The organism is Pseudomonas taeanensis MS-3 (assembly GCF_000498575.2).
Lineage (GTDB): Bacteria > Pseudomonadota > Gammaproteobacteria > Pseudomonadales > Pseudomonadaceae > Aquipseudomonas > Aquipseudomonas taeanensis.
In genome coordinates, this window is sequence record NZ_AWSQ01000001.1 from 300,424 (window position 1) to 312,948 (window position 12,525).

Below are 12,525 nucleotides of genomic sequence, written 5' to 3' on the forward strand. Positions count from 1 at the left end.
CCCACACGGAGTTTCAGATGAATCTACCCAACCCCGCCGAACTCCTGCCGCAAATGGCCGGCGCGCTGATTAACCACCTCAATCAGCGGCAGATCAGCCAGCCGCGTTTCATCGGCATCCGTACCGGCGGCGTCTGGGTCGCCCAGGCACTGATGGAGTGCCTGGGTAATCGCGAGCCGCTGGGCATACTCGACGTCTCGTTCTACCGCGACGACTTCACCCAGAACGGGTTGCACCCGCAGGTCCAACCCTCCGAACTGCCGTTCGAGATCGAAGGCCAGCATCTGGTATTGGTCGATGACGTGCTGATGAGCGGCCGCACCATCCGCGCGGCCATGAACGAACTGTTCGACTACGGCCGCCCGGCCAGCATCACTCTGGTCTGCCTGCTCGACCTGAATGCCCGCGACCTGCCGGTGCGCCCGGATGTGGTCGGTGCGACCCTGTCGCTGGCCACGGACCAGCGGATAAAATTGTCCGCCACCACGCCGCTGACCCTCGAACTCCAGACGCTCGCCAACTGAGACCCTCGCGATGACGCCCATTGACGCCAAGCGCCCGCTGCAACTGAACGACCAAGGTCAGTTGCGCCACTTCCTCTCCATCGACGGACTGCCGCGTGAACTGTTGACGGAAATCCTCGACACCGCCGACTCCTTCCTCGAAGTCGGCGCCCGCGCGGTGAAGAAGGTCCCGCTGTTGCGCGGCAAGACCGTGTGCAACGTGTTCTTCGAGAACTCCACCCGCACCCGCACCACCTTCGAACTGGCGGCCCAGCGCCTGTCCGCCGACGTGATCAGTCTCAACGTGTCGACCTCCTCGACCAGCAAGGGCGAGACCCTGTTCGATACCCTGCGCAACCTCGAAGCCATGGCCGCCGATATGTTCGTGGTCCGCCATGGCGACTCCGGCGCCGCGCACTTCATTGCCGAGCATGTCTGCCCGGACGTGGCGATCATCAACGGCGGCGACGGCCGGCATGCGCACCCGACCCAGGCGATGCTCGACATGCTCGCCATTCGTCGACACAAGGGCGGCTTCGAGAACCTCTCCGTGGCAATCGTCGGCGACATCCTCCACTCGCGCGTGGCCCGCTCCAACATGCTGGCGCTGAAGACCCTGGGCTGCCCGGACATTCGCGTGATCGCGCCAAAGACCCTGCTGCCTATCGGTATCGAGCAGTACGGAGTGACGGTCTACAGCGACCTGGCCAGCGGACTCAAGGACGTCGACGTGGTGATCATGCTGCGGCTGCAACGCGAACGCATGCAGGGTGGTCTGCTGCCCAGCGAAGGAGAGTTCTACCGCCTGTTCGGCCTCACCGAACAACGCCTGCAGCTGGCCAAGCCAGATGCCCTGGTGATGCACCCGGGGCCGATCAACCGCGGCGTGGAAATCGAGTCGGCTGTGGCCGACGGCCCGCAGTCGGTGATTCTCAATCAGGTCACCTACGGCATCGCCGTGCGCATGGCCGTGCTGTCCATGGCCATGAGCGGACAGAACACCCAACGTCAACTTAACCAGGAATCCGAGGAGCAGAACTGATGCGCACCCGTATCCTCGGCGCCCGCGTTATCGATCCAAGCAGCGGCCTCGATCAAGTCAGCGACCTGTATCTCGAAGGCGGCCATATAGCTGCCATCGGACAGGCCCCAGCGGGCTTCAATGCGGACAAGACCCTCGACGCCCAGGGTTTGATCGCCGCCCCCGGCCTGGTCGACCTCAGCGTTGCGTTGCGCGAGCCGGGCTATAGCCGCAAGGGCAGTATCGCCAGCGAGACCCAGGCGGCTGCGGCCGGCGGGGTCACCAGCCTGTGCTGCCCACCACTGACCAAACCGATACTCGACACTCCGGCAGTGGCCGAGCTGGTGCTCGAGCGCGCCCGAGAGGCCGGTCACACCAAGGTCTTCCCCATTGGCGCGCTGAGCAAAGGCCTGGCCGGCGAACAGCTGGCCGAACTGGTAGCCCTGCGCGATGCAGGCTGCGTGGCATTCGGCAACGGCCTGGACACCTTCCGCAACAGCCGCACCCTGCGCCGCGCCCTGGAGTACGCGGCCACCTTCGATCTGACGGTGATCTTCCACTCCCAGGATCACGACCTGGCCGAAGGCGGTCTGGCCCACGAAGGCCCCACCGCCAGCTTCCTCGGCCTGCCGGGCATTCCGGAAACAGCCGAAACCGTCGCCCTGGCCCGCGACCTGCTTCTGGTCGAACAAAGCGGCGTGCGCGCCCACTTCAGCCAACTGACCAGCGCCCGCGGCGCCCAGCTGATCGCCGATGCCCAGGCTCGCGGCTTGCCGGTCAGCGCCGACGTGGCCTTGTATCAACTGATCCTCACCGACGAAGCGCTGCAAGGATTCTCCAGCCTCTATCACGTGCAGCCGCCGCTGCGCAGCCGCGCCGACCGCGACGGCCTGCGCGAGGCAGTGAAAGCCGGGGTGATTCAGGCGATTGCCAGCCATCACCAGCCCCACGAGCGCGATGCCAAGCTGGCTCCCTTCGGCGCCACCGAGCCTGGCATCAGCAGCGTGCAGTTGTTGTTGCCCCTGGCCATGAGCCTGGTCCAGGACGGCCTGCTCGACCTGCCGACCCTGCTCGCCCGCCTCAGCCACGGCCCGGCCCAAGCGCTGCGCCTGCCTGCCGGTAAACTGGCGGCCGGGCACGCGGCCGACCTGCTGCTCTTCGACCCACAGGCCTCGACTCTGGCCGGTGAAAGCTGGTACTCCAAAGGCAGCAATTGCCCCTTTATCGGCCACTGCCTGCCTGGCGCAGTGCGCTACACCCTGGTCGACGGGCATATCTGCTATCAGAGCTGACTTTTCAGCCATAAAAAATCCCGCCGATTGGCGGGATTTTTTATGGGCGTGGGTTAGCGGTCCGTTGAAAAACGTAGCGAGCGAAGGCTAGGCAAGGCGAAGTCAACCGAGAAAGCGCAGTGTACGAATTGTACATGTGCATTTGATTCGCTTCGCTCCCCCCTTTGGGGCCGCGCTGAAGCGCGTTCAACGCTGCGCTTTTGTGAGGCTGAATTCAACGCCGCATAGCCAAGCGCAGTAGTTTTTCAGCGACCTGTTAGCCGCGAGCAGCGTTCTTCAGCGATACCTGGGTATTCAGCGTCCAGAAATCGTAGAGCACGCCGACCAGAAACAGGCCACCGGTGAACAGGTAAAGGATCCCAGTGATCCACTTGCCCTGGTACATCCGGTGCACGCCGAACACCCCGAGGAAGGTCAGCAGAATCCAGGCAACGTTGTAATCGGTGTCGCCTGCGGTAAAGCGCAGATCGGCTTCCCGGTCCATCGCCGGAATCAGAAACAGGTCGATGATCCAGCCGACAAACAACAGTCCGAGGGTAAAGAACCAGATGGTCCCGGTTACCGGCTTACCGTAGTAGAAGCGGTGTGCGCCGAGAAAACCGAAGATCCACAGTAAATAGCCGATGATCTTGCTATGAGTATCCTGTTGCTGCATGTCTGCCTCCTGCTTGCATGGTTCCGTTGGACGCCTCGATCTGCCCAGGGTTTCCTGGCATCGGGTAATTCGTCCTTCAATACTGCCGCCGAGCCTTTCCTGCGCCAGCCCTCCGACTGATCCAAACCGGCCACACCTCGGGTGTCAGCGGTATTCCCAGACATCCAGCGGACGCATGGAGCAGCCTCGGCTGGCGCAGGGGCTAGAACATGGGCGAAACCTTAGCGGAAACGCCGCCCCGGATCGTCCTCGCTGGCTTCCAGCGACAAACCCTCGGACAGGCTCGTCAGGTGCTCGCCATCGCTTTCCGAGCCGAGCTTGATCATCAGACGCAGATCGTTAGCCGAGTCAGCGTAGAGCAGCGCATCTTCGTAGGTGATCTCACCCTGGCTATACAAGCTGTACAGAGCCTGATCGAAAGTCTGCATACCCAGCTCGGTGGAGCGCTTCATCAGGTTCTTGAGTTCGTGGACGTCACCCTTGCGGATCAAATCGGCGGCCAGCGGCGTATTGATCAACACCTCGATCACCGCGCGCCGGCCCTTGCCATCCGGTGTAGGGATCAGCTGCTGGGCGACGATGGCTTTGAGGTTCAGCGACAGGTCCATCCACACCTGATTCTGCCGGTCGGCGGGAAAGAAGTTGATGATCCGGTCCAGCGCCTGGTTGGCGTTGTTAGCGTGCAACGTGGCCAGGCACAGGTGACCGGTTTCGGCGAAGGCCACGGCGTGATCCATGGTCTCGCGGGTGCGCACTTCACCAATCAGAATCACGTCCGGCGCCTGACGCAGGGTGTTCTTCAGCGCAACCTCGAAGGACTCGGTGTCGATGCCCACTTCACGCTGGGTAACGATGCAGCTCTGGTGCTGGTGGATGTATTCGATCGGGTCCTCAATGGAGATGATGTGACCGCTGCTGTTTCTATTGCGATAGCCGATCATCGCCGCCAACGAGGTGGACTTACCGGTACCGGTAGCGCCGACGAACAACACCAGGCCGCGCTTGGTCAGCGCCAGCTTCTTGAGGATTTCCGGCAGTTTGAGGTCGTCCAGGGTCGGGATATTGGTTTCGATACGCCTTAGCACCATTCCGGCCAGGTTGCGCTGGTAGAAGGCACTGACGCGGAAACGGCCGATACCGCGGGCGCTGATGGCGAAGTTGCACTCGTGATTTTCGGCGAAGTCGCGGCGTTGCTGCTCGTTCATCACAGAATGCACGGTTTCCCGCGTCTGCTCTGGGGACAATGGCGTCTTGGTGACTGGCATGATCTTGCCGTTGACCTTCATCGAGGGCGGAACCCCGGCGGTGATGAACAGGTCGGAGCCGCCTTTTTCCACCATCAGGCGCAGCAGTTTTTCGAATTCCATGCGTTGTCTCGCCCATCAGCATCACGCGGATAACCAAATTGCAGTCGCGGCGCGCGTGTCTCGCCAGCGACCTGAACCCGGCGACCGCATGGCCGACCGGGAGCGGTTCAGAAGTTTTCCGGGGCCTTGGCTTTTTCCCGTGCGCTTTCGCGACTGACCAACCCCTTGGATACCAGGCCCTTGAGGCAGGCATCCAGGGTTTGCATGCCCAGCGAACCGCCGGTCTGAATCGATGAATACATCTGCGCCACCTTGTCCTCGCGGATCAGGTTACGGATCGCCGGGGTGCCGATCATGATCTCGTGAGCCGCCACCCGACCACCACCGGTTTTCTTCAGCAGGGTCTGCGAAATCACCGCCTGCAAGGATTCGGAGAGCATCGAGCGGACCATGGACTTCTCTTCGGCGGGGAACACGTCAACCACCCGGTCGATGGTCTTGGCCGCCGAAGTGGTGTGCAGGGTGCCGAATACCAGGTGACCGGTTTCCGCGGCGGTCAGGGCCAGGCGAATGGTTTCCAGGTCGCGCATCTCGCCCACCAGGATGATGTCCGGGTCTTCCCGCAATGCCGAGCGCAAGGCCTCGGAGAAGCCCAGGGTGTCACGGTGCACCTCGCGCTGGTTGACCAGGCACTTCTTCGACTCGTGGACGAATTCGATCGGGTCTTCGATGGTCAGGATATGTTGGTACTTGGTGCCATTCAGATAATCGAGCATCGCCGCCAGTGTGGTCGATTTGCCCGAGCCGGTCGGCCCGGTGACCAGCACCAGACCGCGCGGTACGTCGGTGATCTTACGGAACACCTCGCCCATGCCCAGGTCTTCCATGGTCAGAACCTTGGACGGAATGGTCCGGAACACCGCACCGGCACCACGGTTCTGGTTGAATGCATTGACCCGGAAACGGGCCACGCCAGGCACCTCGAAGGAAAAGTCGGTTTCCAGGAACTCTTCGAAATCCTTGCGCTGCTTGTCGTTCATGATGTCGTAGATCAGCGCATGCACCTGCTTGTGATCCAGGGCCGGCAGATTGATCCGGCGCACATCGCCGTCGACTCGAATCATCGGCGGCAGACCAGCAGAGAGATGCAGGTCCGACGCGCCTTGCTTGGCACTGAAGGCAAGCAACTCAGTGATATCCATGGGACTCCCTAATGACGGTAGAATGCCGCGAACACAGAACGGCCGGGGCTACAGAGCGCAAGTAATGTCCACGATAGCAGAGAATATTGCAAAGGTCGGCGAGCGTATCCGTGAGGCGGCGCAAGCCTCGCAGCGAGATTATGCAGCGATCGGCCTGCTCGCCGTGAGCAAAACCAAACCTGCCGCAGCGGTTCGCCAGGCGCATGCCGCCGGTCTGACCGACTTCGGCGAAAACTACCTGCAAGAGGCCTTGGATAAACAAGCCGAATTAAGCGACCTGCCCTTGAGCTGGCACTTCATCGGCCCCATCCAGTCGAACAAGACCCGGCCAATCGCCGAACACTTCGCCTGGGTCCACTCAGTGGATCGCCTGAAGGTAGCCGAACGTCTGTCCGCACAACGGCCGGCGCAGTTGCCACCGCTGAATATCTGTTTGCAGGTGAATGTCAGCGGCGAGGCCAGCAAGTCGGGCTGCACCCCACAGCAGCTGCCGGCGTTGGCCCAGGCGGTTAGCCAACTGCCGAACCTGAAGCTGCGCGGATTGATGACCATTCCCCAGCCGACCGATGACCTGGCCACACAACACGCTGCCTTCGCCCGCCTGCGGCAACTGCAAGACAGCCTGAACCTCGACCTCGACACCTTGTCCATGGGCATGAGCCACGACCTGGAGGCCGCCATCGCCGAAGGCGCGACCTGGGTACGCATCGGTACGGCCCTGTTTGGCGCACGTGATTATGCTCAGCCATAAGCGTCCGCGTTCTCGACTCGCACTTTTCGACTCGTTCTTTCCGACTAAGTAAAGGAAGCCCGTTATGACCGCTCCTCGCATTGCCTTTATCGGCGCCGGTAATATGGCCGCCAGCCTGATTGGCGGACTGCGCGCCCAAGGCGTCGACGCCAGCGCCATTTGCGCCAGCGACCATGGCGCCGAACAGCGCGCGAAGATCAGCACTGAACATGGCATCCAGACCTTTGCCGCCAATGCCGAGGCCATCGTGGATGCCGACGTGATCGTCCTGGCGGTCAAGCCGCAAGTGATGAAGGCTGTCTGCCTGGATCTGGCCGCACACATCGGCGCCAACCAGTTGATCGTGTCCATTGCGGCCGGCATCACCTGCGCCAGCCTGGAAAGCTGGCTCGGCCCTCGCGCCATCGTGCGTTGCATGCCCAACACCCCGGCGTTGCTGCGCCAGGGTGTCAGCGGTTTGTATGCCAACCAGCAGGTGTCGGCAACTCAGCGCCAGCAAGCCGAACAGCTGCTCAGCGCGGTGGGCCTGGCGCTGTGGCTCGAACAGGAACAGCAGATCGATGCGGTTACCGCGGTGTCCGGCAGTGGTCCGGCCTACTTCTTCCTGCTGATAGAGGCAATGACCGCTGCCGGGGAAAAGCTCGGCCTGCCGCGCGACACCGCCGCCCAACTGACCCTGCACACCGCCCTCGGCGCCGCGCGCATGGCGGTGGCCAGTGAGGTCGACGCCGCCGAACTGCGCCGCCGCGTGACCTCGCCTGCGGGCACCACCGAAGCGGCAATCAACAGCTTTCAGGCTGGCGGCTTCGAAGCCCTGGTCGAACAAGCACTCAACGCCGCCGCCCGCCGCTCGGCGGAACTGGCCGAACAGCTAGGTAAATAAGGAATTTAACGATGATCGGACTCAATACAGCGGCTGTTTATATCCTGCAAACCATCGGCAGCCTGTACCTGCTGGTGGTATTGCTGCGCTTCATCCTGCAGCTGGTGCGGGCGGACTTCTACAACCCACTCTGCCAGTTCATCGTGCGCGCCACCCAGCCCCTGCTCAAGCCGCTGCGGCGGATCATCCCGAGCCTCGCCGGCCTCGACCTGTCATCGCTGGTGCTGGCGATTCTGGTGCAGCTGGTACTGATGGCACTGACCCTGATGCTGATGGGCTACGGCCTCGACAACCCGGGGCTATTGCTGGTCTGGTCGGTGATTGGCGTCACCGCGCTGTTCCTCAAGGTGTTCTTCTTCGCCCTGATCATCAGCGTGATCCTCTCCTGGGTCGCCCAAGGCAGCCACAACCCGGCCGTCGAGCTGGTCAACCAGATCTGCGAACCGCTGCTGGCACCGATTCGGCGCATCCTGCCGAGCATGGGCGGCCTGGATCTGTCGCCGATCGTTGCCTTTCTGGTACTCAACCTGATCGACATGCTGGTGATCCGCAACCTGGCAATGATGAGCGGCATGTACCGAGGCCTCAGCCTGGCGGTCTAGTGGCCTGTGAGGCTAGTTCAATTAGTCAATTTCAGCGTTTGAGGCCCAGATACTGCGTTGCCGCTCCTCGCCATAGCCCGCTATGACTCGTCGCAGCGCCTTGTCTCGGTACCTCAACCCTCCGAACTTGAGTTAACCAACTAACCGTACAGGCCACTAATGGGTTTCTATCGCTGGGACGGCGCGGACTTGATCCTCGCCGCCACCTGCTGCCCAAGGCCAACCGTGCTGAGTTCGCCGGGCTGCACGGTGAGCGCGTGAAGATTCGCCTCACCGCGCCGTAGGAATCGCAAGGCCAACGCCCTCGGCCTGACCGTTCAACCCTCCCGAGCGACCATAAGACGGGGCGCCGGTGGTGGCCAATTGACACAGACACTGCTGACCGCATAATTTCGCGCCGTGGCCAACGGCAAGACGCCCTCTGGCCGCGCTAGCGAGAGGATTGGCAGAATGAGCATGGAACGTCTCAGTCAACAGGTCGATGCCTACGTCGGTTGGAAGCGCGAGCTGATGCGCGAGATCACCCGCTATCGCAGCTGGCTGGTGAACAACCGACTCAGCTCCGACGCGGTCGACGCCAAACTCGAACGCGCCCTGCGCCTGCTACGCACGGATCACATCACCCTGGCCTTCGTCGGCGAGTTCTCGCGCGGCAAGACCGAGCTGATCAACAGCCTGTTTTTCTCCGAGTACGGTCAGCGCATGCTGCCCTCGCAAGCCGGCCGTACCACCATGTGCCCCACCGAGCTGTACTTCGACCCGCGCTCGGAGCGCTCCTATATTCGCCTGCTGCCAATCGAGACCCGCCTGGCCGAGGCCAGCGTCGCGCAGTTCAAGCGTATTCCGGGGCACTGGGTGAACATCCCGCTGGACCCAAGCGATCCGGACAACTTGATCCAGGCGTTCACCCAGGTGGCGAAGACCAAGCCCATGCCGGTGGAACAGGCGATCCAGTTGGGCTTTCATCCCGACATGCTGGAGCGCACTGGCAAACCTGGCCAGGTACTGGTCCCGGCCTGGCGGCATGCCATGATCAACTTCGACCACCCGCTGCTGCGCCAGGGCCTGCGCATTCTCGACACCCCGGGTCTGAATGCCCTGGGCAGTGAACCGGAACTGACCTTGTCGATGCTACCCAGCGCCCAGGCGATCCTGTTTCTGCTGTCGGTCGACACCGGCGTCACCGCCAGCGACATGGAAATCTGGCAACAGCACATTCGCCAGCTCGACGAAGACACCCAGACCAGCCTGTTCGCAGTCCTCAACAAGATCGACATGCTGTGGGACGATCTGGCCGGCGAGGCCTTCGTGCAAAACGCCATCGCCCAGATCCAGCACCTGACCGCCAGACAGCTCGGCATCAAGCCCGAGGACGTGCTGCCGCTATCGGCCAAACAGGCCCTGCTGGCCAAAGTGCGCAAAGACCCGGCGCTGCTCGCCCGCAGCCAGATGGGCAACCTGGAGAACCTGCTGTGCGAGCGCATCGTCGCGCAGAAGGAGCGCCTGATCGAAGATCGCGTAGTGCGTCAGGTACTGGCGCTGCTGCAAAACAGCCAACACGCGCTCAACCTGCGCCTGGAGAAGGTCAACGAGCAGCATGCCCTGCTCAGCAACCACCAGCAGGACAATGGTCAGCTGCTGTTCGAGCTGACCGCCAAGACCAAGGAAGACCACGGCCGGCACCACAGACGCCTGCTCAGCCTGAAAACCAACCAGCGCCTACTCAAGCGTCAAGGCGAGTTGTTACGCATCGCCGCCAGGCCCGAGTGCCTCGACGTGCACCTGCTCACGGTGCGCAAGAACCTCACCGGCAGCTGGACCACCCTCGGCATCAACCAGGCCATCCTGCAGTTCTTCCGCGCGGTGGAAAACGACCTGGACAACCTGCAGCACGACGCCGAGATGGCCAACAAGATGGTCGCCGCCATCTACCAGCGGCACAACCAGGAGAACCCGCTGCATGGCGTCGATGCGCCGCAATTCGAGGTCAGTCGCTACCTGCGTGAGCTCAAGCAGCAGCAGAGCAAGGCCGATCAATTTCGCCTGCAGCTGAAAACCCTGCTTACCGAACAGCGCAGCCTGACCCGACGCTTCTTCGCCACGCTGGTGCAGGAAGTTATCGGCCTGCACCAGCGCTTGCGCCAGGACATCGAGCAATGGGCCAGCGATGCCCTGATGCCGCTGATGCAGCACAGCCTGGAACACAAGCAAATGCTCGAAACCCACATGCTGCGGCTCAAGGCCCTGGCCCAGGAAACCCAGCAGGCCCGCCAGCGCAGCCAGTACCTGGCCCACTACCGCGACGAGCTGAGCCAGCAACTGACCCAGGCCGGCGAGATGCTCCGCGTCCTGCGCCGTCCGGCGCCGATCCAGCGTCAGGCCAAGGTAGTCAGCCTGCCTGGCGTTGGCCGTTCGCACCGCTCCGGCGAATAATCGCTCGTCGCCCCCCGCTCCCGCCGCCCCGCGCGCTTGCTGCCTGGGGCGGCGCTCTTTAGACTGCGGCTCTTTCTTTTTCGCGAGCTGGGACAATGCCGACTGCTTTTCCCCCGGACTCTGTTGGCCTGGTGACGCCCCAGGTGCTGCACTTCGCCGAACCGCTGGCGCTTGCCTGCGGGCGCAGCCTGGCCGACTACCAACTGATCTACGAGACCTATGGCGAGCTGAATGCCGCGCGCAGCAATGCTGTGCTGATCTGCCATGCGCTGTCCGGCCATCATCATGCCGCTGGCTACCACAGCCCGGATGATCGCAAACCCGGCTGGTGGGACAGCTGCATCGGCCCCGGCAAGCCGATCGACACCAACAAGTTCTTCGTCGTCAGCCTGAACAACCTCGGCGGTTGCAATGGTTCGACCGGCCCCAGCAGCCTCAACCCGGCCACCGGCAAACCCTTCGGCGCGGACTTTCCGGTGATGACCGTGGAAGACTGGGTGCACAGCCAGGCGCGCCTGGCCGATGTGCTCGGCATCGCGCAATGGGCCGCGGTGGTCGGCGGCAGCCTCGGCGGCATGCAGGCCATGCAGTGGACCATCAGCTACCCCGAGCGCATCCGCCACTGCCTGGCGATCGCCTCGGCGCCGAAGCTATCGGCGCAGAACATCGCCTTCAACGAGGTGGCGCGCCAAGCCATCCTCACCGACCCGGAGTTCCACGGCGGGCACTTCCAGGAACAGGGGGTGATCCCCAAGCGCGGCCTGATGCTGGCGCGCATGGTCGGCCACATCACCTACCTGTCGGACGACGCCATGGGCGAGAAATTCGGCCGTGGGCTGAAGAGCGAGAAGCTCAATTACGACTTTCACAGCGTCGAGTTCCAGGTCGAGAGCTACCTGCGCTATCAGGGTGAAGAGTTTTCCGGGCGTTTCGACGCCAACACCTACCTGCTGATGACCAAGGCGCTGGACTACTTCGACCCGGCTGCAGCCAACGATGGCGACCTGGCCAAGACCCTGGCCAAGGCCAGCGCGGACTTCTGCGTGATCTCCTTCACCACCGACTGGCGCTTCTCGCCGCTGCGCTCGCGGGAAATCGTCGACGCCCTGAGCGCCGCACGCAAGAACGTCTGCTACCTGGAAATCGACGCACCGCAAGGTCACGACGCCTTCCTGATGCCAATCCCACGCTACTTGCAGGCATTTAGCAGCTATATGAACCGCATTGCAGTATGAGGCGCCCATGAGAGCCGACCTGGACATCATCCAAGAATGGATTCCCGCCGGCAGCCGGGTGCTCGACCTCGGCTGCGGCGATGGCGAGCTGCTCGCCTGGCTGTGCGAACACAAGCAGGTCAGCGGCTACGGCCTGGAAATCGACCCGGACAACATCGCCCGCTGCGTCGAAAAGGGCGTCAACGTCATCGAGCAGAACCTCGACAAGGGCCTGAGCAACTTCGCCACTCACAGCTTCGACGTGGTGGTGATGACCCAGGCCCTGCAGGCCGTGCACTACCCCGACCGGATTCTTCGCGAGATGCTGCGAGTCGGCAAGACCTGCATCATCACCTTCCCCAACTTCGGTCACTGGCGCTGCCGCTGGTACCTGGCGAGCAAGGGACGCATGCCGGTTTCCGACTTCCTGCCCTACACCTGGTACAACACGCCGAACATCCACTTCTGCACCTTCGAGGACTTCGAGCGCCTGTGCCTGGACCAGAGCGCCACCGTGCTGCAACGTCTGGCAGTGGATCGCGATCACCGCCATGGTTGGGCCAGCCGGATTTGGCCTAATCTGTTAGGTGAGATAGGTATTTACCGGGTCAGCGGATCCGCAGCCATGGATGCCCAGGCCGCCAGCTGAGCGACCTGTGCCT

The 12,525-nt window shown here is 62.7% G+C and carries 12 protein-coding genes and 1 pseudogene; 10 read left to right on the forward strand and 3 right to left on the reverse strand.

Annotation, left to right across the window (positions count from 1 at the left end):
- The first annotated feature begins 17 nt into the window (after positions 1-17).
- The 3 genes from pyrR to TMS3_RS01260 are packed head-to-tail and all read left to right on the forward strand — an operon-like array spanning position 18 to position 2,816.
- Positions 18-524: a bifunctional pyr operon transcriptional regulator/uracil phosphoribosyltransferase PyrR gene (gene pyrR / locus TMS3_RS01250; RefSeq protein WP_025163421.1), complete on the forward strand. Its 507-nt coding sequence runs from the start codon at positions 18-20 to the stop codon at positions 522-524.
- A gap of 10 nt (positions 525-534) precedes the next feature.
- Complete coding sequence (locus TMS3_RS01255; protein WP_025163422.1) at positions 535-1,545, forward strand: aspartate carbamoyltransferase catalytic subunit; 1,011 nt, start codon at positions 535-537, stop codon at positions 1,543-1,545.
- Positions 1,545-2,816, forward strand: coding sequence for a dihydroorotase (locus TMS3_RS01260; protein WP_025163423.1), 1,272 nt, complete (start codon positions 1,545-1,547; stop codon positions 2,814-2,816). The genes TMS3_RS01255 and TMS3_RS01260 overlap by 1 nt, the downstream gene beginning before the upstream one ends.
- 256 nt (positions 2,817-3,072) lie before the next feature.
- Here TMS3_RS01260 and TMS3_RS01265 read toward each other — a convergent pair whose 3' ends face one another.
- The 3 genes from TMS3_RS01265 to pilT all read right to left on the reverse strand — a co-directional run bounded on the left by TMS3_RS01265 (position 3,073) and on the right by pilT (position 5,980).
- A complete protein-coding gene (locus tag TMS3_RS01265; protein ID WP_025163424.1) occupies positions 3,073-3,471 on the reverse strand; it encodes an NINE protein in 399 nt (132 codons plus the stop codon).
- A 221-nt stretch (positions 3,472-3,692) separates the two neighbouring features.
- On the reverse strand, positions 3,693-4,838 hold the full coding sequence (locus TMS3_RS01270) for a PilT/PilU family type 4a pilus ATPase (protein ID WP_025163425.1): 1,146 nt from the start codon (positions 4,836-4,838) through the stop codon (positions 3,693-3,695).
- Positions 4,839-4,945: 107 nt separating this feature from the next.
- Complete coding sequence (pilT, locus tag TMS3_RS01275) at positions 4,946-5,980, reverse strand: type IV pilus twitching motility protein PilT (protein ID WP_025163426.1); 1,035 nt, start codon at positions 5,978-5,980, stop codon at positions 4,946-4,948.
- 64 nt (positions 5,981-6,044) lie between these two features.
- Here pilT and TMS3_RS01280 point away from each other — a divergent pair, with 64 nt between their 5' ends.
- The 7 genes and pseudogenes from TMS3_RS01280 (at position 6,045) to metW (ending at position 12,512) form a co-directional block, all read left to right on the forward strand.
- The gene (locus TMS3_RS01280; protein ID WP_025163427.1) at positions 6,045-6,731 is read left to right on the forward strand and encodes a YggS family pyridoxal phosphate-dependent enzyme; all 687 of its coding nucleotides are present in this window, start codon (positions 6,045-6,047) and stop codon (positions 6,729-6,731) included.
- A gap of 64 nt (positions 6,732-6,795) precedes the next feature.
- Positions 6,796-7,614 carry a pyrroline-5-carboxylate reductase gene (proC, locus tag TMS3_RS01285; protein WP_025163428.1) on the forward strand — a complete coding sequence of 273 codons (819 nt, stop codon included), beginning with the start codon at positions 6,796-6,798 and terminating at the stop codon, positions 7,612-7,614.
- An 11-nt stretch (positions 7,615-7,625) separates the two neighbouring features.
- Positions 7,626-8,216 carry a YggT family protein gene (locus TMS3_RS01290; protein ID WP_025163429.1) on the forward strand — a complete coding sequence of 197 codons (591 nt, stop codon included), beginning with the start codon at positions 7,626-7,628 and terminating at the stop codon, positions 8,214-8,216.
- A 159-nt stretch (positions 8,217-8,375) separates the two neighbouring features.
- Positions 8,376-8,497: pseudogene (locus tag TMS3_RS24400) on the forward strand (YggU family protein); the annotation flags it as partial.
- Positions 8,498-8,666: 169 nt separating this feature from the next.
- Positions 8,667-10,649: a dynamin-like GTPase family protein gene (locus TMS3_RS01295; RefSeq protein ID WP_025163430.1), complete on the forward strand. Its 1,983-nt coding sequence runs from the start codon at positions 8,667-8,669 to the stop codon at positions 10,647-10,649.
- A 95-nt stretch (positions 10,650-10,744) separates the two neighbouring features.
- Positions 10,745-11,884: a homoserine O-succinyltransferase MetX gene (gene metX / locus TMS3_RS01300; protein WP_025163431.1), complete on the forward strand. Its 1,140-nt coding sequence runs from the start codon at positions 10,745-10,747 to the stop codon at positions 11,882-11,884.
- A gap of 7 nt (positions 11,885-11,891) precedes the next feature.
- The gene (gene metW, locus TMS3_RS01305) at positions 11,892-12,512 is read left to right on the forward strand and encodes a methionine biosynthesis protein MetW (protein ID WP_025163432.1); all 621 of its coding nucleotides are present in this window, start codon (positions 11,892-11,894) and stop codon (positions 12,510-12,512) included.
- Positions 12,513-12,525 lie beyond the last annotated feature (13 nt).